Below are 22319 nucleotides of genomic sequence, written 5' to 3'. Positions count from 1 at the left end.
GTGTTTTCTTAGGTATTCTTTATAAAAATTGCTAAGATTACATTAGCTGTTGACTGGCATTTATCGCTGGTTCTTTCAAGAATATCTATAATTTCCTTTTTCTTTATTAATTCAATTGCATCTTTTTCGTTTTCAAATAATTCTTTAATTGCTTGTTGGTAAACTTTATCAGCCTCACCTTCAAGATCTTTCACTGCTTTCAATTCGTTTGTTCTCTTAACTTTTAAATCTTGAATTGCAACGCCAAGTTCTTTTACTTGTGCTCTAATTATTAATGCAAGTTTATCAGCATGTTCAATTTTTTTTGCAATATTAAAAGTTTCAACTCTTACGGTTGCACCTAAAAGCATATCACTAATATCATCCAATCTTTTTATTAATGCAAAAATATCTTCTCTATCAAACGGTGTAACATAAGTTTTATTTAATCTTTTTGTAATTTTTTGCGCAGTTTCATCACATCTTAATTCAAGAGGTTTCATTTTAAGAATATTAGCTTTCTGATCATCAAACGAGAATATTTTCTCCGTAATAACCGCCATTTCCTCAATTTGCGAAATCATAGTTTTGAAATCTTCAAAATATTTTTCTTCTTTTGGTAATAATTTTTTAAACATATTTCACCATAATATTTTAAGAAATTTATGATAATTTATTTTTTGAATTGCTAAAGTTAGGTAAACTTGATTTATTGACCAATAAAAATATACATTGGAGTATTATTATCTGTTTATCTAAATAATTTTCGAAATATTCAAAAAAACTTTATATTTTAATATTAACAACTAAATTTTTCACTTTTCCTCAACAATATTTTTAGTTAATATCGCTTCACTTATGAAAAATTTTTTAACATATTTTTTATTGCTGAATACCGGATTTCTATTTGCACAATATGATGAAAATAATTTTTCCATTGGAATTGGATATAATTATACTACATCATCAAAAATTTTTCTAAACCCAAATGCCGCTGATATTTTTGATCAAAATCAATATTTCGATATTGGTGATTTTCAAAATTATTCTTTTGATTTTAGATTTAAATTGAATGATTTAATTATTCTCGGAATTTCTACTGAGTATTTATCAAATAGTGAAAAAGGTAGAAATTTAAGTTCTCCTTTGTTTATTGTTGAAGATGGATTTGAAATTTATCCAATCGAACTTTCTATTTATTATTTTCTTCCTTTTTCTACAGAAGATTTTAAATTCTTTTTTGGCGGTGGTTTGGGAATTTATTTGGGAAATAGAACAAGAAATTTCGGTAATGTCTCATTTGATAAGGTCGATTCGGAAATTGGTTATGGAATTCAAGTAAGTACGGGAATGGATTATTTAGTTTTGAATAATATTTCTTTTCGTGGTGAAATTCGTTTTAGAGATCCGGATTTTAAAGTAACCAATAAATACAATGATAAAACTGTTATTTATGAAGGCAGCACTTATTCGGTTTCTTCAAATAATCTAATTTCCAGAATTAATATTGATGGAATTACTTTCAGAATTGGCATCGCGTATCATTTCTAAATTTTAACAAACACTTCGTCTCTTAATTTTCATTTAACTATATTTGCTTTCAAAATTTTGAAATGTAAATGATTGAAAGAATTTATCTAACCGGATTTATGACAAGTGGAAAAAGTACGTTGGGAAGAATTCTTGCAAATTGTATTGGTTGGAATTTTTTCGATCTTGATGTTGAAATTTGCGTAGACGAAAAAAAAACTGTTACAGAAATTTTTGAAACTAAAGGTGAAAATTATTTTAGAGAAATTGAAAGTGAAAAATTAAAAAGTTTGTCATCTAACAATAATGTGGTTATTTCATTGGGCGGCGGAACATTAATAAATGATGAAAATTTGAATTTCATAAAGAAAAATGGACACTTAATTTATTTAAGAGTTGCGCCAGATGTAATTTATACAAGGATAAAAAAGAAAACAGATCGACCTTTATTTAAGGAATTGGTGATTGCGGAAAATCCGAAAGAAGTTTTTCTAAAAAAAATAAATTCAATGTTGAACGAAAGAGAACCTTATTACAGTCAAGCAGATTTAATTTTTGATGTTGATAATTCTCCAATTGGACAAACGGTAGATAGATTTGTTAAAATTATAAATAGAGTAATACTTGAAAAAAATAAAAATTAATATTCCGAATAATGAATATGAAGTTTTTCTTGGGAAAAATATTTTCCCCCAAATTATAAGTTTTCTTAAAGATAAAAATTTCTATCAAGATTATTGTTTAGTAATTGATAAAAATGTAAATAAATTTTACTCAAAAGTAATTGATAACGCATTTTCATCTTTAGAAAAAAAAGTAAAAAAAATAATTATTGAATCAGCCGAGAAAAATAAAAGTTTTGATTCCGTTCAAAAAATTCATTCAGAATTAATTAAGAATAATTTTGGTAGAGATTCTATAATAATTGCAATTGGCGGCGGAATTATTGGTGATGTTGCCGGATTTGCTGCTTCAACTTATATGCGTGGAATTAAATATGTTCAAATTCCCACAACACTTTTAGCTTCTGTTGATAGTTCAGTCGGTGGAAAAACGGGAATAAATTTTGAAAGCACAAAAAACATTATCGGCACTTTTTATCAGCCAAAATTTGTTTTAATTGATACAAATTTTTTTAGCACATTACCTAATGATGAAATAATTTGCGGTTTGGGTGAAATAGTAAAATATGCGTTTTTGATTGATAAAAAATTCTACAAATTCGTAAAAGAAAATATTAATAAAATTATTACAAATGATGATGAAATAACTACTAAAGTTATTTTCACATCAGTAAAATTTAAAGGAAGTGTTGTTACAGTCGATGAAAAAGAAAGTGGAATTAGAAAAATTTTAAATTTGGGTCACACTTTTGCACATGCTTTTGAAGTTCAACAAAATCATAAATTAAAACACGGACAAGCCGTAATTGTTGGAATTACTTGTGCGTTATATCTTTCGCTAAAATTAAATTTAATTGACAAAATAAATTTTGATGAAAATTTAAATTTTCTATTACAGTTTTCTAACAAAATAAAACTTTCCAAAGTTGATAATGAAAAAATTTTTAGTGTTATGCAAAAAGATAAAAAGAATAGAGATAACAAAATAAAATTAGTATTGCTGAATAGTGTTGGAACAATCCTTACCGATATTAGTGTTGAGTCGCAATTAATTAACCAATCAATTTCAGAAGCAATTGTACATTTCTAAATTATGAATAAATTGAAAATTTTTTTAATTCTGCAATTAGTCATTTCAATAAATTTATTTGCACAAATACCAAGAGAAACCCGCGCAGTTTGGCTTACAACAAATCTTAAATTGGATTGGCCTCCAAACACAACAGATGAAGAATATCAGAAAAAAACTCTTCGCGATATGTTTAAAACTATAAAAGAAAAAAATTTCAATACAGTTTATTTCCAAGTGAGAAGTAATGGAACGGTAATGTATAATTCCGAAATCGAACCCTTCTCGCCGTATATAACCGGGACGGTCGGCAAAATTCCTTCATATGATCCGTTGCAATATGTAATAGAACTTGGTAAAGAATTTAATTTGGAAGTTCACGCATGGGTAAATATGATAAGATGTTTCATCGGGAATGATGAAAAAATTTCTAAACATCCTAAACATGTAAAAAGTGCCCATACAAATTGGGTTGTAAAATATTCAGAAAATGGCTCAACATCTTATTGGCTAAATCCAGGAATTGAAGATGTTCAAAATTATCTTGTTAGTTTAATGATTGAGCTTACATCCAAATATGATATCGACGGAATTCATTTAGATTTTTTTAGATATCCGGGAAGTGATTTTTCTGATGAAAAATATTTTAAGTGCAACGGTTCTAATATTTCTAAAGATGATTGGCGAAGAAATAATTTAACAACAATTTTAAGAAAATTTAAAGATACGGCTAAACCAATAAATCCATATTTAAAAGTTGGAATTGCCCCAATTGGAATTAGAAAAAATTTAGTTGGTGCAACCGGTTGGGAAGGATATTCAAGTGTTTATCAAGATTCTGAAACTTGGCTAAAAGAAAATTTAGTTGATTATTTAGTTCCGCAAATATATTGGGGATTTGATAAAAATCCCAAGTTTGATGTTTTAGCAAAAGATTGGGTTGAGAAAGCTTACAGTAAAAATATTATTCTTGGATTGGGAGCTTACAAAGAAGATGTAATTCCGCAATTAAATAAAATGATAGAATATGCGAGAAATATTGGTGCCGCCGGAGTTTCATTTTTTAGGTATGAACATATTGATAATACAAAAAAGTATTATACTGATATTGCATTTCCCGCTGAAATGCCGTGGAAAGTTTTGGATAATTCCGAGCCAATTGAAAATTTAAATTGTGAAGTTGAAGAAATTTCTCCCAAAGAAATAATTTTAAGCTGGGATAATAATCATGCTTTAAAAACTCCTAATCAAATAAGATTTTATGTTTTGTATGATAACACTGAACAAAAAACTATTACCAGAATTATATCATTAGATAAACGACAAGCAAAATTGAAATTTTCAAATCCGACAAAATTATTATTCAATTATAATATTGGAAAAATTGATAGACTTTGGAACGAAGTTAATTTCTCTAATCCAGTATTGGTTAAAGTGCCATTTTTAGAAAAGTTAAAAGAGGAATCTGCAATTAATATTTCTCCAATTTTATTAAAACAAAATGAAGATGAATTTTTATTATCAGTTCACTCGTTTGAAAAACAGAAAGCAATGGTTGGAATTTTAACTAAAGAAAATACTTACAAAGAAATTGAGTTTGAATTTGAGCTTGGTGAAAATATTATAAAATTAAGTGAGAATTTAGATGAAATTGAATCAATTAAGATTATTTTCCTTATTGATAAAAGGGAAGAAATTTTAAATACAATTTAAATTAATTTTCTACTTGTTTAACTAATTCAAATAATGCCGTAAAAATTTTCCCGTAATTGATTTTTCATTCATCGCAATTTCTTCCGGAGTTCCAACGGCAACAACTTCTCCACCTTTATCTCCAGCATCCGGACCCAAATCTATAACATAATCCGCACATTTTATTACATCTAAATTATGCTCAATTATAATTACCGAATTTTTATTTTCAACAAGAACATTAAAACACTTCAATAATTTATCAATATCATCAAAATGTAAACCGGTTGTTGGTTCATCAAAAATAAAAAGTGTGTGATTATTTTTCTGCTGTGAAATCAAATGCTTTGCAAGTTTTATTCTTTGGGCTTCCCCACCGGATAATGTATTTGATGGCTGTCCAAGATGAATATATCCTAAGCCAACATCTTGCAGAGTTTTTAAATAAGTTAAAATTCTATCATTTCCGGAAAAAAAATCAACGGCTTCATCAACGGTAAAGTTTAAAACATCAACAATATTTTTGTTCTTGTAGGTAACTTCTCTAAGTTCTTTTTTAAATCTTGTACCTTTGCAATCATCACATTCAAGATAAAGATCAGCTAAAAACTGCATTTCAATTTTGACAAATCCGTCACCTTTACAAGTATCGCATCTTCCGCCATCAACATTGAATGAAAAGAATCCGGGTTTATAACCTCTTAATCTTGCTTGCGGAGTTGATGCAAAAATATCTCTAATAATTTCATAACCTTTTACATAACTAATTGGATTTGATCTTGGCGATTTTCCAATCGGCGATTGATCAACAATTTCAATTTCTTCAATCGAGTTAATACCTTCAATAGATTTATACTTTCCAATTTTATCGGGATTTTTCCCAAGCATTTTTGCTATTCCGCCATAAATAATATCATGTACCAATGTGGATTTTCCCGAACCGCTAACTCCGGTAATTGTAACAAATTTTTGTAAAGGAATTTCCACATCTAAATTTTTAAGATTATTTTCTGCGGCTCCGGTAATTTTAATTTTTATTGTTTCTTCCGAATTTCTTTTTTCCGGTAAGGGAATTTTTTTATTGCCGGAAAGATAAAGTCCGGTAAGCGATTTTTCATTTTTAATAATTTCTTGATAAGTTCCGTTTGCAATAATTTCACCACCGTTTTTTCCGGCTTTTGGACCAATATCAAAAATATAATCAGCTTCTCTCATCATTTCTTCATCATGTTCAACAACTAAAACTGTATTACCAATATCTCGTAAAGATTTTAAAATACTAATTAATTTCCCGTTATCTCTTGGATGAAGTCCAATACTCGGTTCATCCAAAACATATAAAGTTCCAATTAATGCCGAGCCGAGAGATGTTGCTAAATTTATTCTCTGTGTTTCACCGCCGGAAAGTGTGCTGCTCAATCTGTCTAATGTTAAATAACTTAATCCAACATCATTTAAAAATTTTAATCTTTTTTGAATTTCTTTTAATACGCTTCCGGCAATTTCATTTTCGTAATTTGTTAATTTTAATTCTTCAAAAAAATCGTAAAGTTTATTAATGGGCATTTTCACAATATCCAGCATTGATTTAAACTTTATTTTTATTTGAAGCGCTTCTTTTCGTAATCGTGATCCTTTGCAAGAGTAACAAGTTGTGTAACCTCTATATTTACTAAGCAAAATCCTAATATGCATTTGATAATTTTTCTGCTCAAGTTTTTTAAAGAATGGTTCAATTCCAATAAATTTATCAAACCCACTCATAATTTTATTTAACTGAACTTCAGATAATTGTCGGAATGGAATATTAATTGGAATTTTATTTTCCTTAGCAACACGAATTAAATCACGTAAATATTTGCTGAATTTCGGAGTTCGCCATGGAGCAATTGCGCCTTCAAGAATTGTTAAATCCAGATTTGGAATTACCTTTTCCATATCATAACCAATTGTTTTTCCGAAACCTTGGCAAACTGGACATGCGCCATATGGATTATTAAAAGAAAAAAATCTTGGTTCGGGTTCGCTGTATTTTATTCCGCAACATTCGTATTGATTATTAAAATGCTTCAACTCATTTGTATCTGCATTTATAACTGTTAATTTGCCTTCACCTTCTTTTAACGTTATTTCTATTGATGAAGCAAGAAGTTCTCTAACTCTTCCCTTTTTAATTTTAAATCTTTCTATTACAACAAAAATATCGTCTTTCTTCTTTGGTAAAGTTTCTGGAGTATTTAAATCAATTAATTTATTTTTATAAAATATTCTGTAAAATCCTTTTTTAACTAAATGACTTAATTCTTCTGCAACATTTCTCCCCTCGTGTTTATGAATTGGGAACGCAAGATAAAATTTTGTTTCTTCATTTCTTTCTTCAAGCCATTGTGTTATTGTTGCAACAGAATCTTTTTTTACGATATTTCCACATTCAAAACAATATGTAATTCCGATGCGTGCAAAAAGCAAACGCAGATAATCATAAATTTCTGTTGAAGTTCCAACCGTTGATCTTGGATTTCTTGCGCCGGCTTTTTGTTCAATTGCAACTGCTGGAGAAATTCCATAAATAAAATCCAAATCGGGTTTGTTCATTCTTTCAAGAAATTGGCGTGCATAAGAAGAAAGACTTTCTACAAATCTTCTTTGACCTTCGGCGTATATTGTATCAAAAACCAACGAAGATTTTCCGCTTCCGCTTACTCCGGTAAAAACAACTAATTGATTCTTTTGAATTTCCAGATTTATATTCTTTAGATTATGCTCTCTTGCACCTTTAAGAATAATTTTATTTCTAATATCTATATTATTTTTTTCTTCCATTAGATTGGGATTAGTAAATTACAATTTTGTAAAATAGTAATTTTTGGTGTGAATTTTAAAATTATTTAAATAAGAAAATTTTAATAGATTTTTCTAAATATTAAAATTCAAAAATAGTTATTCTTTCTTTGTGGAAATTCTTTCTTCCAATTCCCGAAGTTCTTTTAATTTTAAATCTAAAGTTTTACTTTGCTCTTCAATTGATTTTAATTGATTATCAATTTTTGTTTCGAACTCAGATTTTTTCCAATAACCTCTTTGTTCAAAATAATTTTTAAATAACCAATTATGCTTTAATGCTTCCATATTTTCAGCAAATCCATCTGCACCAATTTTAGCATTTTCGGTTGTTTGCGTTAAATTCGAAACAATTGTTTTTATTGAATCATAAACACTTGCATCCGAAATTAAAGCTCCAAGTGCACCTTCACCTTTTTCTATTCTATCAATTAAATTTCTTAAATCAATTGCAGCGCTATCAACATTTCCAACAATATTTTCAACGTTGGTTCCAAGTCCGATTATAAATACGGACATTTTTTCCAATCTATCAACCATTATGTTCAGTGCAACATCAGCAGATTTTACTATGGTTACTGTTTCGGTATAAAGTTCTTTATCATTTACTAATTTACCAATAGTTCCTTCGCCAGCATTTACTTTACCCAAAACTTCGGAAAGTTCTTTTGTTAAATCTTTCATGTAACCCATAATGCTTTGGGTTTCAGAAATAATTTGTGACATATTTATAGGAGCCTTTGAAAGTATTACTCCACCGTTTTCAATTGTTGCATTTTCTTTTGAACCGGGCGTAATTATTACAATTTTACTTCCAATTATCCCTTCGGTTTCAATTCCGGCTTCGCTGTCTAATCTTATAAACTCTTTAACATTTTCACTGATTCTCATAGTAACTTCAACACGGTATTGATTTACTTCCATCAACTTTACATCACTTACGCTTCCTACATTTAATCCGTTTAACCTAACTGCTGCGCCGGTTCGCAAACCTTCAACATTATCAAAATATGTTTTAACATAAATACTATCTGTAAATAATGATTCTTTACTTCCGATAAGAAAAATTGCAATAACTAAAAGAACTGTTCCCAGAAAAATGAAAAGTCCGAGTTTTGCTCCTTCCAATTGCTTTAACATTTAATCCTCTCTTTACTCAACTATGTTTGTACTGAAAAAATTATTAAGAAATTTATCTTGTGATTTTGCCAATTCTTCAATTTTTCCTTGGTAGGCAATTTTGCCGTCTTTTAGAAAAATGTTCCTATCAGAAATTATACTTGCACAATTTAAATCATGAGTAACAATTATTGATGTCATTTTTAACTGCTTCTGTAATTCCAAAATTAATTCACTAATTTCTTTAGATGATATTGGGTCTAAACCGGTTGTTGGTTCATCATAAAACATTATTTCCGGATCAGTAATTATTGATCTTGCCAAACCAATTCTTTTTTTCATTCCACCAGAAAGCTCCGAAGGCATTTTATCTATTGCATCTGCAAGTGAAACCATTTGTAAAGTTTTTATAATTTTTTTTTCTGCATCTTGATTTGAAATTTCAACATTTCTCTGAAGTGAAAATTTTAAATTTTCCCTCACAGTCATTGAATCATAAAGAGCTGCACCTTGAAAAAGAAAACTTGTAAATTTTCTTACTTTATTCAATTCTTTAGAAGAAAGCGATGTAACTTCTTTATCTTTAATATAAATTTTTCCATTATCCGGTTTTAATAATCCAACTATGCATTTTAGTAAAACACTTTTTCCGGTTCCACTTCTTCCAAAAACAACAAGGTTTTCACTTTTTTCTACGTTGAGTGAAATATCATCAAGAACAATTTTATCGCCAAATTTTTTACTAAGATTTTCAATTCGGATAATATAATTTACATCGGCCATATCATTAAAGAGATTTTTACTAAAACAGTATCAAATAATAAAATAATTAATGATGCCAAAACTACTGCAGTTGTTGATGCTTTTCCAACTCCTTCGGTTCCGCCATCTGCAATATATCCTTTATAACATCCAACAATTCCGGTAATATAACCAAACACAAAAGTTTTGGAAATACTTGGAATTAAATCACCGAATTTTACGCTATCCACAACAGCGTTTTTATAATATTCAAAATTCATTCCTTGCGAAAGTGTTAATGCAAAAAAGCCTCCGCCGATTGCAAGAAAAATAACATACACAGTCAATATTGGAAGAATCATTGTTGTTGCAATAACTCTAGTAACAACTAAATATTTAAACGGATTTATTGCTGAAACTTCCATTGCATCAATTTGTTCAGTTACACGCATTGAACCGAGCTCTGCACCAATTCCGGAGCTTACTCTTCCGGCAAAAATTAATGCTGTAATTACCGGAGCTAATTCACGTACAATGGAAAGCGCTGAAGCGCCGGGAAGAAAATCGGAAGCGCCGAATCTTACAAATACCGGTTCACTTTGCATCACAATAACCAACCCGATTACGAATCCCGTAATACTTACAATTGGAAAAGTTTTAATTCCCAATTCATTCATGTGTTTTTTTATTTCCGGAATTTCATACGGAGGAACAAATGCTTGCTTTAAAATTTCCCAATTAAAAATTGAGAGTCCAGTAATTGTTGCAAAAAAATTATATAATCTTTCGCGAAAAGTTAAATCTTTTTTATTTATATGATTTGGCAGATTCATTAGCAATAAATTTTTAGGAATTACAAAATGAATTTTTCTAATAATCTAATATACTAAAAAGCATTTTCAATATAAGTTATTTTAGGTGGAAGATTTTTGTTAAGTAAAATTCCAAATACATCAAATCTGCAATCAATATCTTTAATATTTTTTTCATACAAATATGCTTCTGCAATTTTTCTAATTTGTCTCTGTTTATTTTTTGTAACAGCTAATTCGGGTTCACCAAATTCCAAATTTTTACGAGTTTTAACTTCTACAAAAACTAAAACATTTTTATCTTTTGCAACAATATCAATTTCACCGTGACCGAAATGATAATTTTTTTCAATAATTTCAAAACCTTTTTCAGCAAGAAAATCAGTTGCTATTTTTTCACCTATATCACCGGTTTCTTTTTTATTATTTTTCATTTTTAATAAAAGTTTCTTGATTACTTTGAAAAATATTTTTCAAAAATGTTTTTCGATGCATAGGAGAGTAATTGTATTTTTTAATTGCTTCAATATGCTGTTTGGTTCCATACCCTTTATTCTTTTCCCAAAAATATTGTGGGAAACTAATTGCAGCATTTTTCATTATTTCATCTCTTTTAACTTTTGCCAAAATTGAAGCTGCAGCTATTGAGAAAGATTTTGTATCACCTTTTACAATTGTTTTAGTCGGAATTTTAGAATTGAATGATTTGTTTCCATCAATAATTATTAAATTTGGTTTTACGTTTAGATTTTCAACTGCAATTTTCATTGCCTTTAAAGTTGCTTGAAGAATATTAATTTTATCAATTTCTTTTTCATCAACAATTCCATATCCAAAACAGATGGCTTTTTCTTTTATTAATTTATCTAAACTTTCTCTTTGGTTTTCATTCAATTGTTTTGAATCATTTACACCGGGAATAAAAATATCTTTTTCAAAAATAACTGCTGCTGCAACTACTGGTCCAGCTAATGGTCCGCGACCAGCTTCATCAATTCCGGCAAGTAAAATTTTATCATCAGAAATAAATTGTAAATCGAATTTTTTATTTTCCAAAATTATCCGAACAGTATTGCTATTAGTCCAAAAATCATACTTAGTTTAAGTAAATTGCTTATTTGTGATATTTTATTTTCAAAATTAATGTTTAGTATAAGTTTTAAAACATACGCCAAAATTAAATTAACAGAAAAAAGTACAATTAAAAAATACTCAATTTTGTAAATGGAATTTACAAATGGATAAAATGTAAACAGAATTGAAACAATAATGAGAAACGACAAAATTATTTTTGTTGATCTCATTCCAAACTTTAAAGGAAAAGTAATTATGTTATTTTCTAAATCACCTTTTTGATCTTCAACATCTTTTACAATTTCTCGAATTAAATTTACTAAGAATGCAAACAATGCTGGAATAATTGCGGCTTGTAAATTATTAACCGTAACTCCGCCATAAATAAATGCCAATGCCGTACAAAAAGCTATTGTAATATTGCCAAGGAGAATTATTCTTTTTAATAAATATGAATAAAGAAGTAAAATTAGACTTACAGAAATTGCAATAAAAAATAAATCCCATGAAATGTAATAAGATAAAAATAATCCACCAGCAGTAAATATTATATATAAAATAATTGCAAAGTTTATTGAGATTTCATTTGCCGGAAGCGGTCTTTCTGGACGATTAATTAAATCAATATTAAAATCAAAAATATCATTAATTATATTTCCAGCTGCCGCAATTAATGATGCTGAAAAAGCTGCCACAAAAATATTTTGCGAAACGTAAAAATCTTCCGAAGAAATTATTGCGGATGAAATTACAACAATAAATGTTATGAGAAAATTTATTGGTCGAGAAATTTTTATTATTGCCAAAAATTTTTTCATAAAAATAATTTACTTTGTTTTATCTGACTTTATAAATTTTATAAATTCTAAAAATCATTAACCAAGCCGAAATGAATAAATCCATTTAGCAAAGAAGTTCCTTCAGCAATTGCATAACTAACTTTTATTATTCCCAAACCGGTTTCTAAACTTAATCCCAATCCGTAACCATTTGCAAATCTTTCTTTACGAATTTCTGAATTTTCTAAATTGTTCGTCTGCAAAAAATAACCACTATCCCAAAATGTAAAAAGAAAACTTCTTTGCGAAAGTAAAAATCTATATTCAAGATTTGACCAAATTACTCTATTCCCAATAAAAGAGTTTTCTCTATAACCTCTTAAAGAATTTGTTCCGCCAAATTGAAAATAATCACTTGCATCAAAATAATCACCAATAATTTCTTTTGCATCAATCTCCAGAGAAAGAACTTGTGATTTGAAAAATGAATAATAACCGCCGAACTCAAGCTCATAATTATGATAATTAATATTTCCGTTTAATTCGGAATTTGTCGATGAATTTATTTTTTTTTGTCGGTATTTGTAAGTTGAACCAAAAACTAATCCTTCAGTTGGAGAAAAAATATCATCGCGATAATCAATTTTTACTTTCAATCCACTGTTTAATGAAGAAGAATTTGGAATATTATTTATTGCCTTTTGAGTCAATGTGGGTATAACAAATTCACTTTCTAAAATTAATGCAGCGCTTATATTTTCAGTTGCGAGAAATTCTAAAATTCCGCCGAATAATCTTTTAACGTAAGAGCTGTCTTGTTTTCTTTGAAAAAATTCCAAATTAAGATTAAACGGATAATTAAAAAGCCACGGTTCTAAATATTTTAAACTAAGTTCTTGAGTTGCACTACTTTCTTGCTGCCATTTTATTGCGGTTCCGCGACCAGTTCCAAATAAATTTCTTAAAATAATATTTACAAAACCAGTTAAATAACCTTTTCCGCTTTCAGTTTGTGCGGGAACGTAACCAATTATTCCATCAAATGAATTTGTATTTTTTTCTTTGATAGAAATTTTAAGAACTCCATTATTTTCATTATCAACAAAATATTTTGGAGTTTCAACCGATTCAAAAAAATTTAACTTATTAAGAAGAATTGGAATTCTATCAATTTTCTCTTGAGAATATTTTTCATCACTTGCAATTCTTAATTCATTAATAATTACATTATTATTTGTTTTAATATTTCCTTCAATTTCAACTTTACTGATTTTTTGCAACTCACCTTTTTGAATTGAAATATAAATATCCGCAAATTTATTATTGTTGCTATCTGAATTTATTATCACTGATTGAATTTTAACTTCAGCAAATGGAAATCCATTATTTTCGTAAAAGTTTAAAATATTATTTATTTCAAATTCCAAATACTCCGGATTAAATTGAGCATCAATAAGTTTTTGAAAATATTTTTTGTAAATAAGTGAGTCAGATTTGTTCTCATTGCTAACATTAATTTTTCGAACAATAATTATTTCATTTTCGAAAATTTTATTTAAATCATTTTGAGAATAAATTGTAAGTGAGAGTAAAAACGAAATGGCGAAAATAATTTTATTAAATGGTTGGCGAATCATCAATTATTTTTATTTTTTTTCCTATTTCTTGAATTGTAACTTGCGAAGTTAACTTTTGTGCATCTTCCAATTTTACTTTACAAACTTCTAAAGTTGAAGCATTTAAAGCACCAAGCGCAGAGCCCAATTTAACAAAATCATTAAATATTAATGATTTTTCTAATCCATAAATAATTCCGGCTAAAAATGCGTCACCGCTTCCGGTTGGATTTATTTCATCAACAATCGGATTTTCAACTTTGTAATTAAAATCTGCTTTTGATGCATAAAAAGAATTTTTTCCGTTTGTGATAAATGATAAATTTATTCCGAATTTATAAAAATCATTTAAAATAGTTTGATAATCCTTTTCCGAATCTAATTTTACTTTGAGATGTTTTTTTATTTCATCAGCATTATTGTGAATAACTGTTGGGCTTAGTTTTATTAGATTTTCAAGATTTTCTCCGTAAGTATCAAGAACAGAAATTTTATCATATTGATTGCAAAACTCTAAACCTTTTTCAATAATTTGTGAGCAATTTTCGCTCGGCACGCTTCCGGAAAAAACAACAACAGAAGAATTTGTAATTGCTTTTTCCATTTTCAAAATGAATTGAGAAATTTCCTCATTTGAAATTACTTGATTAACTCCAAAATAAGTTTGCAGTTTTTTGTTGGTTTCATCAAAAATTAATGAAGCTTCGCGGGTTTCGGATTTTGTATTTACTGAGCTGAAATTAATATTTTCTTTTTCGAGAATTGATCTAATTATTTTGCCTTTGTTTCCGCCAAGAAAAGTTAATGAGTGATTTTGAATTCCTAAAAAATTTAATTGCCGACTAACATTAATTCCTTTTCCACCTGCTGAATAATTCTCTTTGTATGCACGGTAATTTTGTGAAAGATTTTTAAAAAATAAATTTCTTTCTAAAAGCGGATTTAATGTAATTGATAATACCATTTTTAAGGTCTGTATCTAAACCAATCTCCGTAAGCCGGATTTTCTAATCTGTAATCACCAAAATTTGTTTGGTCGACAAAAATAAAACTTCTGTTCAATATGTAATAATCCCATATTTCATATGGCTTTGAGTCAATTTCATAAGGTCGCCTAGTAACTTGATCCGGTGGACCAAGAGTTATATAAACCATTCCCATATCACTTCGCCAACCTTTAAAATATCCATCAAAATTATCGTTTGCGTATTCAACTCTTCTGTAGTATTCATTCAGCGTTTCATTCTCAACTGTATTTGGCGATGGATCCAATCTCTTCCAATAATTTAAATATCTATTTAATTTTTCATTATAATTTTCACCATCTTCAATAAAAGAAATATCATCAGAATTTGCAATGTACTGCATTTGTTTTATTGATTCATCCAAATCTTTAATTGAAGTTGGATATCCAAATATTTTTGAATAAAATTTCTTTGTTATACCTTTTACTATTTTATGATTTTCATCATTAATTTTTACAACAATTTGATAATCGCCTAATGCAAATTTTATATTCTCCAATGTTTCATGAATTTCATTTTTTCCAATTTTTAATTCGCGAACAACATCGGTTTTGTAAAGTTGATTTCCTTCTTTATCAACAATATTGTATGAAATATTTTGTTTGTTCTCTTTGTTTGTGTAAAGTTCATAGAAAAAAGAAAGCGCCGAATCTTGAGATGTAACCAAATTAGAAATATTCGGAATTATTTTTGAGCCTTCTTTTGTCTCAATAAATTCAGATACAATTATAATATCACTTAAATCCAAATTTTTTGAAAATTCTCTCACTTTAATATTTTGTTCAAACGGATGATATTTTCTTGATTCCAAATCCTCAATTTTGCAAACAAATTTATACTCACCCGGCACAAGTGTTAAAGATTTATAACTAATGTTAAAACTTGAGTTAGATTCTGTTTGCTTAAAATTTTGAGTGTTTACTTTTTCATTCCATTGTTTTTCCAATTTCAAATTTTCATCTTCAACATCATAAAGCGAAATTGTTACAGCGTATTTTGCAGAATATCCTAAATTAGTTTTTATAAACTGAATATTTGAATATGGAATTTTTATGAAAACATCAATTTTCGATTTTCCGGAATCTTGACTAGCATAATTTGCAATATCAATATAGAATTTAGGAGTTTGTCCCGCAGTTCCGCCTTTTCTGGAATATTCCACTTGAGCAAAAATATTTGACAAACAAATAAATAAAATTAAAAGTGTTTTCATTTTAGTTCCCAAATTTTAAACTAATTTTCCATATAAATCATACTCATTACAATCAACAATTTCAATGAAATAAAATTCACCCAATTTTAACATTTTATTTTCAGCTTTAATTAAAACTTCTCCATCAACTTCCGGCGCATCCCTTTCAGTTCTGCCAACAAAATATTCACCTTCAATATCATCAATAATTACTCTTAATTTATTTCCAATTAGATTTTTATTTTTGGCAAAAGAAATTTCTTTCTGAATTTCCATAATTTCCAACTTTCTTTCTTCCTTAATTTCTTCAGAAAATTTATCACCTAAAATGAAACTTGGTGTATTTTCTTCAACCGAATAATTAAAAACTCCAACTTTATCAAACTTAAATTCTTTTATAAATTTTTTCAATTCGTCAAATTCAATTTCAGTTTCATTCGGATACCCAACAATAAACGTAGTACGCAACGCTAAATTAGGAATTTTCGATTTTAATTTTTGTAATAAATTTATTGTTGTATTTTTTGTAATTCCTCTTCGCATTGATTTTAAAACCGAATCTGAAATATGCTGAAGCGGAATATCTATATACTTACAAATTTTTGGATTCGTTGCAATTTCATCAATTAAATCTTCCGGAAAATGTGATGGATAAGCATACAAAAGTTTTATCCATTCAACTCCATTTATTTCAGAAATTTTGCGTAATAGTTCAGCAAGATTTCGTTTTCCATAAATATCTTTGCCGTAATCTGTTGTATCTTGTCCAATTATAATTAATTCTTTTACACCTTTTTTAACCAGCGAATTTACTTCATTTAACAAATCTTCAATCGGTTTTGATTTATGCAAACCCCTCATTAACGGAATTGCGCAAAACGAACAAGGATTATCACATCCTTCAGAAATTTTCAAATATGCAAAATGTATTGGAGTTGTTAATTGCCTTTCACCGAGCAATTCTTTTTTTAAATCTCCGCCAAATTCTTTAATAATTCCTTCGTAATCTTCTGTTCCGAAAAAAACATCTACATCCGGAATTTCTGATTTTAATTCATCTTTAAATCGCTCCGATAAACAGCCCGCAACGACAACTTTTTTAATTTTCCCTTGTTTCTTTAGTTCAATCGCTTCAAGAATTGTATTGATAGATTCTTCTTTTGCGGCATCAATAAATCCGCAAGTATTTATAATTATGCTATCCGAATTTTCTGAAGTGTTTGTAATTTCAAAATTATTAGCAATAAGTTGATTTGCTAAACGTTCCGAATCAACAACATTTTTTGAACAGCCTAAAGTAATAATTTCTATTCTATTTTTATTTTCTGACATTAAGAATTTTCTTAGAAGTTGATAAACAAATTTACTATTTAAAAGAATAATTTTGTGAAGTGTTTATTTGAGTAGAACCATTTTTTTTACTTTTCTAAAATTTCCATAAGTAAGTTCATAATAATAAATTCCACTCGGAAATTTTGAGCCGTCAAATTCTATTTCATAATTTCCGGTAGTTTTATGTTCGTTTACTAAAGTTTGTAATTCACTTCCAAGAAAATCATACACAATTAATTGTAGAGAAGTTGCATGCAATGTCTCTAAATCGGCTGGAATAGTATATTTAATTTTTGTTATTGGATTAAATGGATTTGGAAAATTTTGTTCAAGTTTAAAATTGTTTGTAATCTTTAAATTTTCAACAGATGTAATTTCTGAAGTTCTTTTATAATAATATAAACTTGCAGGAAAATTTAAAGTGGTTCCATTATAATCAATTTTTTCTTCACTCAATGTGTAATAGCCCATATCTGAATAAGGTTTCCAACAGATTGCTTCACATTGGGTTTCGTCAAGTGTATTTTCAAAAGGTAAAATTTCGGGTTTAGTTTCACTTAAAACTTCCGCAATTGATTTTGAGGGGTTTCTATACCAATAGAAAATATTTGTGTAAGATTTTATTAAAATTTCTGTCCCATTTATCGAAATATTTCCGCCGGTTAAATAATTAAATGGTTTGTTAAATTCCGGATCAAAATCCAATTTTATTTCAGCAGAAATTTCTGCCTCAATATTTGAATTTGTTGATTGAGGAAATGGAAGTCGATAAATATTAATTTTAGAATTTCTTTTTGTTACTACAAATAAATCTTTTGTAATTGGGTCAAGCATTAGGGTTTCTGCATCTCGAGGTTCATCAGGATAATAAAATGTAATTTTTTCTACTTTGCCAATAGTTGAAATAACCGGATTTTGATTTAATGAAACTAAAGGTTCTTCAATTATATAAATATATTTTAGAGAATATTGAGCATCATTATCGCCAATATCAGCAATATAAATATATGATTTTGCAGCATCGAGTCCTGGACCAATAGCAATATCTTCCCAATCTCTATTTTCAATTCCGGTAAGAAAATATTCGCCTAAATTTTTTCCAGTTGTATCAAGAGCAAAAATTCTATTTTTATCGCCAGAATCGTTATGCGTCCAAATTACACCGGGATTTTTGTAACTTGCTGCAATTCCGGAAGCTTCGTCAATTTCATCATTTTCAATTAAACCTAAATTTTCTCTTTCTGAAAAAGTAGGAATATTATTTTGAGCCAATATTGCAATGAAAATTAAAAAACAAATTAAAACAAAAATATATTTATTAAACATTTACTTATTTTTTATAATATTGCATTGCTTTGGGAATCAATTTCTTTAAATCATTAATTCTTGTTTCATTTGAAGGGTGAGTGCTTAAAAATTCCGGTGGGGCACCGCCGCCTTGAGCAGCCATTCTCTGCCAAAAACTTACTGCTTCATTAGGATTGTAACCAGCCATTGCCATAAAAATTAATCCCAAGTGATCAGCTTCGCTTTCGTGCAATCTACTAAAAGGTAATAAAACTCCAACTTGCGCACCAACTCCAAAAGCTGTCATTGCTAATTGTTGAGTTAATTGAGGTTCATTCTGCAATGCAACTTGTAAACCCATTCCACCTAATTCAACTAATAGAGATTGACTCATTCTTTCGCCGCCGTGTTCTGCAATTGCATGAGCAATTTCGTGTCCCATTACCGTTGCAATTCCCGCTTCATCTTGGCAAATTGGCAAAATACCAGTATAGAAAACTACTTTTCCACCGGGCATGCACCAAGCATTTACTTGTTCACTTTCAACTAAATTAAATTCCCAAGAATATCCATCAAGCTGATCCGACATTTTTTGTTCAGCAAAATATTGTTCAACAGCTTTCTGAATTTTTGCACCAATGTTTTTAATGAGGGCAATATTTTTTGTATCGCTGCTTAATTTATTAGTCTTTAGAAATTCATCATATTGCTGAAAACTCATTGACATTAATTGCGATGCTGGAATTATATTTAATTGATTTCTTCCGGTTACCGGCACTGTGCTGCATGAATTTGTAAAAATAGAAATTGCTAAAAGTACAATTAATAAAATTTTACTTTTCATTGTTTCCTCACATTCTTAAAACTTATTTTGAATTTTAATTATATTGATTTATTCAATTTAGTAAATCACATAACAAATTTAATAACTAATTTCAAATTGAGTGTTGCTCTATTAACTTACAATTGATATTAATATTACAAACTTATTTCTTCTGTTCCCAACCAATCATTTCACCATTTTTAAAGAAATATGTAATATCTCCATAATACCATTGTGTAAATAATCCCCACTGTTTTTTATTCTTTGTAATATTATCGGGTTTTCCCCAACTGTCTTCGAGCATTTTCTCTTTCATTCCTTTCCAAACTTGACCTTTAGCAATCCGTGTTCCATTTTCTTTTCCATATTTCTTTATCAGCTGTTTAATTCTAGCAGACTCAATATTTTCAGTTAGTTTAATTATTGATTGCTTTAAACTATCTATCTCCTTCAACAAAACTATTTTTTCAATTTGCAAATTTGATTTTTCATTTGTTAAACTATCCAATAAAAAAATATATCTTTCTTGTGATATTTTTATTTCAGATTGACTAAAAATTATTGAATTAACAATCAAAAAAAATAGTATAAAAATTCTTTGCATATCTAATTTTGAAGTTTGAAAAAAATTTTAGTTGCTGACAAATAAAACCAAATAAACATAAACAGATGGTGCAGTTAATAAAAGTGAATCGAATCTATCAAAAATTCCTCCGTGACCGGGAATTAAATTAGATGAATCTTTAACTCCGGCATCTCTTTTAAATAAGCTTTCAACTAAATCACCAAGCTGTCCAACAATTCCAACAATAATTCCAATAATTATTGAATCAAATAATGTTAAGCTGTCTAACACCAAAGCTTTTGCCGCAATCATTGCAAAAACGGAAAATACAAAACCCGCAATTGCTCCTTCCCAGCTTTTGTTTGGGCTTACCCTTGGAAATAATTTATGTTTTCCAAAAGCGGAACCAATAAAAAAAGCCGCAGAATCACAAATCCAAATTGATGCTAAAATTGAAATTATTAAATATCCGCCTTCATCATATAATAATTCTGAGAAATTATAGAATTCTCTAATTCCCAAAATTGATGTGGAAAACATTCCTAAATACAAAATTCCTAAAAAAGTTGTGCTTGTATTTAAAATTGCAGATGATTTATTTCTAAAAAGTTCAGTGAGCAAAATTAAAATTGCTGAAATTAAAATTATAATTTCAACTTGCATGAAATTGTAATATTTATTTATTACAAAAATTGCAACTGTTAAAAATCCTAAAACTAAATTTGGATAAATATTTTTTTTCTTAACTAATTCTGAAAATTCCCAAAATGAAATTAGTCCGATACCCAAAACAAAAATCAAAAAAGGAATTCTTCCATAAAAACAAGTAGCAAGAATTAATGGAATTGCAACAAGCGAAACTAAAATTCTAACAGAAGTATTTCCTAAAGCCAAAATTTATTCTTCCCTACTAATATCAGTAATAATTTCTTTTGCATCATCCAAATCTTCTTTCTTTACCAAAATTTTTATTATTGATAAATCACCCGGCGATGGAAAATTTTTATCTTGCTGAGATAAAATTATTGATTCAATTCCGGCGCCTTCCAGATTGGCTTTTATCATTTCAGCTTCAATTGTATCCGAAGTTGTAAACACAATTTCCCAATCATCATAATTAATTAAATTGAGTTCAAAACTTTCGTTTGTAATTAATTCCGTTCCGCATTCAACACAAATTTTAATTCCTTCAACATATTCAATTTCACAATTTGGACAAATCATTTTGCACCTCTTCGTTATTTACAATCTTATTATAATTTTTCTTTAGGAAAAACACAAATGCCGAAAATAAGATTAGCAAGAGAATAAAAATTAAAATGTGAGTATTAATTCCTTCCGCATCAACAAAATTTGACTGCATTAATTCTTCTTCGCCAAAAACAAAAAATGCAATTATTGAAATAAAATTATTTAGAAAATGAAGTATGATTGGAACAATAATGGAATTGCTGAGATAAACTGAAAAACCAAAATACATTCCGAGCAAAATAAGCGGAACTAAACCGTATGGATTGAAATGATAAATTCCGAAAAAGAAACTTGTTATAAAAATTGATGTTAACGGTTTAAGTTTATATTCAAAACTTTTTTGTACAAAACCCCGAAAGAAAAATTCCTCGCAAATTGCCGGAGTTACGGAAACTGTAATAATTATTAAAATTATTTCAAAAACATTATTTCCGGTTAGCAATTGCAAATATGATTCTTCGACAAGTTTATCAAGTTCATCGAAGAAATTTTTTATTCCTTCAACTAAAGAATTGGATTTTGCAATTTCATTTATAAAATAATTTTGTACGTGAAGATATTCTTGAAGAAGCGGCATAATAATTATCAATCCCAATACGAAAATTCCAACTTCTTTTGGATTTGGCATTCTGAAACGTACAATGGAAGTTACATCAATAAAAACTAATTTGCTGAAAAGTATTGCGGGAAAAAGTATAAATAAAATTTGTGAGCCAATTGTAAGCAGCCTCATTAAATTCATATCTGCATTTTTAATATCAAACCCAAAAATTCCTAAAGCTAAAAGTCCGCCGCCAAATTGAAAAATAAAAAAGACGGCTATTAAACCTAAAACTGCCGCTTTAGTGGGAGACATTGTTGGTACATTATGAAATTGATTTGGATTATTTTCCGGCTGCGACATATTTTCATTATTCATGGTTGAAAAATATAGAAAAGCAATTCGGGATTCTACATTTTAAAGCGAAA

At 28.4% G+C, this 22319-nt stretch carries 22 protein-coding genes; 4 read left to right on the top strand and 18 right to left on the bottom strand.

Features of this window, described 5'->3' with window-relative positions; translation table 11 throughout:
* Window positions 1–8: 8 nt before the first annotated feature.
* Window positions 9–617 carry a DUF47 family protein gene (locus IPM32_08200; GenBank protein MBK8945239.1) on the bottom strand — a complete coding sequence of 203 codons (609 nt, stop codon included), beginning with the start codon at window positions 615–617 and terminating at the stop codon, window positions 9–11.
* A gap of 220 nt (window positions 618–837) precedes the next feature.
* Here IPM32_08200 and IPM32_08195 point away from each other — a divergent pair, with 220 nt between their 5' ends.
* The 4 genes from IPM32_08195 (at window position 838) to IPM32_08180 (ending at window position 4914) form a co-directional block, all read left to right on the top strand.
* Complete coding sequence (locus IPM32_08195) at window positions 838–1530, top strand: outer membrane beta-barrel protein (GenBank protein MBK8945238.1); 693 nt, start codon at window positions 838–840, stop codon at window positions 1528–1530.
* 68 nt (window positions 1531–1598) lie between these two features.
* Window positions 1599–2153, top strand: a complete 555-nt coding sequence (locus IPM32_08190; protein ID MBK8945237.1) for a shikimate kinase — start codon at window positions 1599–1601, stop codon at window positions 2151–2153.
* Window positions 2134–3222 carry a 3-dehydroquinate synthase gene (gene aroB, locus IPM32_08185; protein MBK8945236.1) on the top strand — a complete coding sequence of 363 codons (1089 nt, stop codon included), beginning with the start codon at window positions 2134–2136 and terminating at the stop codon, window positions 3220–3222. The genes IPM32_08190 and aroB overlap by 20 nt, the downstream gene beginning before the upstream one ends.
* A 12-nt stretch (window positions 3223–3234) precedes the next feature.
* Window positions 3235–4914: a family 10 glycosylhydrolase gene (locus IPM32_08180; GenBank protein MBK8945235.1), complete on the top strand. Its 1680-nt coding sequence runs from the start codon at window positions 3235–3237 to the stop codon at window positions 4912–4914.
* Window positions 4915–4935: 21 nt separating this feature from the next.
* On the opposite strand, the gene uvrA is transcribed toward IPM32_08180, so the two are convergent.
* The 17 genes from uvrA to IPM32_08095 all read right to left on the bottom strand — a co-directional run bounded on the left by uvrA (window position 4936) and on the right by IPM32_08095 (window position 22269).
* Window positions 4936–7716, bottom strand: coding sequence for an excinuclease ABC subunit UvrA (gene uvrA / locus IPM32_08175; GenBank protein ID MBK8945234.1), 2781 nt, complete (start codon window positions 7714–7716; stop codon window positions 4936–4938).
* Between the two features lie 117 nt (window positions 7717–7833).
* A complete protein-coding gene (locus IPM32_08170; GenBank protein ID MBK8945233.1) occupies window positions 7834–8874 on the bottom strand; it encodes an MCE family protein in 1041 nt (346 codons plus the stop codon).
* 12 nt (window positions 8875–8886) lie between these two features.
* Complete coding sequence (locus tag IPM32_08165) at window positions 8887–9636, bottom strand: ATP-binding cassette domain-containing protein (protein ID MBK8945232.1); 750 nt, start codon at window positions 9634–9636, stop codon at window positions 8887–8889.
* Entirely contained in the window at window positions 9624–10427 is an 804-nt protein-coding gene (locus IPM32_08160) for an ABC transporter permease (GenBank protein ID MBK8945231.1), read from the bottom strand. Before IPM32_08160 ends, IPM32_08165 begins: the two co-directional genes overlap by 13 nt.
* 53 nt (window positions 10428–10480) lie before the next feature.
* Complete coding sequence (locus IPM32_08155) at window positions 10481–10840, bottom strand: YraN family protein (protein MBK8945230.1); 360 nt, start codon at window positions 10838–10840, stop codon at window positions 10481–10483.
* Window positions 10830–11468 carry a ribonuclease HII gene (locus IPM32_08150; protein MBK8945229.1) on the bottom strand — a complete coding sequence of 213 codons (639 nt, stop codon included), beginning with the start codon at window positions 11466–11468 and terminating at the stop codon, window positions 10830–10832. The genes IPM32_08155 and IPM32_08150 overlap by 11 nt, the downstream gene beginning before the upstream one ends.
* Window positions 11465–12298 (bottom strand): geranylgeranylglycerol-phosphate geranylgeranyltransferase, encoded by an 834-nt coding sequence (locus IPM32_08145; GenBank protein MBK8945228.1) that lies wholly within the window; start codon window positions 12296–12298, stop codon window positions 11465–11467. Before IPM32_08145 ends, IPM32_08150 begins: the two co-directional genes overlap by 4 nt.
* Window positions 12299–12345: 47 nt before the next feature.
* A complete protein-coding gene (locus IPM32_08140; GenBank protein ID MBK8945227.1) occupies window positions 12346–13899 on the bottom strand; it encodes a BamA/TamA family outer membrane protein in 1554 nt (517 codons plus the stop codon).
* Window positions 13877–14839 carry a 1-phosphofructokinase gene (locus tag IPM32_08135; protein MBK8945226.1) on the bottom strand — a complete coding sequence of 321 codons (963 nt, stop codon included), beginning with the start codon at window positions 14837–14839 and terminating at the stop codon, window positions 13877–13879. The genes IPM32_08140 and IPM32_08135 overlap by 23 nt, the downstream gene beginning before the upstream one ends.
* Before the next feature lie 2 nt (window positions 14840–14841).
* The gene (locus tag IPM32_08130) at window positions 14842–16113 is read right to left on the bottom strand and encodes a GWxTD domain-containing protein (protein MBK8945225.1); all 1272 of its coding nucleotides are present in this window, start codon (window positions 16111–16113) and stop codon (window positions 14842–14844) included.
* Window positions 16114–16128: 15 nt separating this feature from the next.
* On the bottom strand, window positions 16129–17424 hold the full coding sequence (rimO, locus tag IPM32_08125) for a 30S ribosomal protein S12 methylthiotransferase RimO (protein MBK8945224.1): 1296 nt from the start codon (window positions 17422–17424) through the stop codon (window positions 16129–16131).
* Between the two features lie 63 nt (window positions 17425–17487).
* Entirely contained in the window at window positions 17488–18750 is a 1263-nt protein-coding gene (locus tag IPM32_08120; GenBank protein MBK8945223.1) for a T9SS type A sorting domain-containing protein, read from the bottom strand.
* 4 nt (window positions 18751–18754) lie between these two features.
* Window positions 18755–19555, bottom strand: coding sequence for a M48 family metallopeptidase (locus IPM32_08115; GenBank protein MBK8945222.1), 801 nt, complete (start codon window positions 19553–19555; stop codon window positions 18755–18757).
* 142 nt (window positions 19556–19697) lie between these two features.
* On the bottom strand, window positions 19698–20138 hold the full coding sequence (locus IPM32_08110; protein ID MBK8945221.1) for a hypothetical protein: 441 nt from the start codon (window positions 20136–20138) through the stop codon (window positions 19698–19700).
* Between the two features lie 27 nt (window positions 20139–20165).
* Window positions 20166–20993, bottom strand: a complete 828-nt coding sequence (locus tag IPM32_08105) for a phosphatidate cytidylyltransferase (protein ID MBK8945220.1) — start codon at window positions 20991–20993, stop codon at window positions 20166–20168.
* Between the two features lie 3 nt (window positions 20994–20996).
* Complete coding sequence (locus IPM32_08100; GenBank protein ID MBK8945219.1) at window positions 20997–21323, bottom strand: DUF2007 domain-containing protein; 327 nt, start codon at window positions 21321–21323, stop codon at window positions 20997–20999.
* Window positions 21304–22269: a CPBP family intramembrane metalloprotease gene (locus IPM32_08095; protein MBK8945218.1), complete on the bottom strand. Its 966-nt coding sequence runs from the start codon at window positions 22267–22269 to the stop codon at window positions 21304–21306. The genes IPM32_08100 and IPM32_08095 overlap by 20 nt, the downstream gene beginning before the upstream one ends.
* Window positions 22270–22319: the final 50 nt, after the last annotated feature.

This window comes from Ignavibacteriota bacterium (assembly GCA_016716225.1).
Classification (GTDB): Bacteria; Bacteroidota; Ignavibacteria; order Ignavibacteriales; family Melioribacteraceae.
The sequence above is the reverse complement of the archived record's forward strand: the minus strand, read 5'-3'. Positions and strand labels throughout refer to the sequence as shown.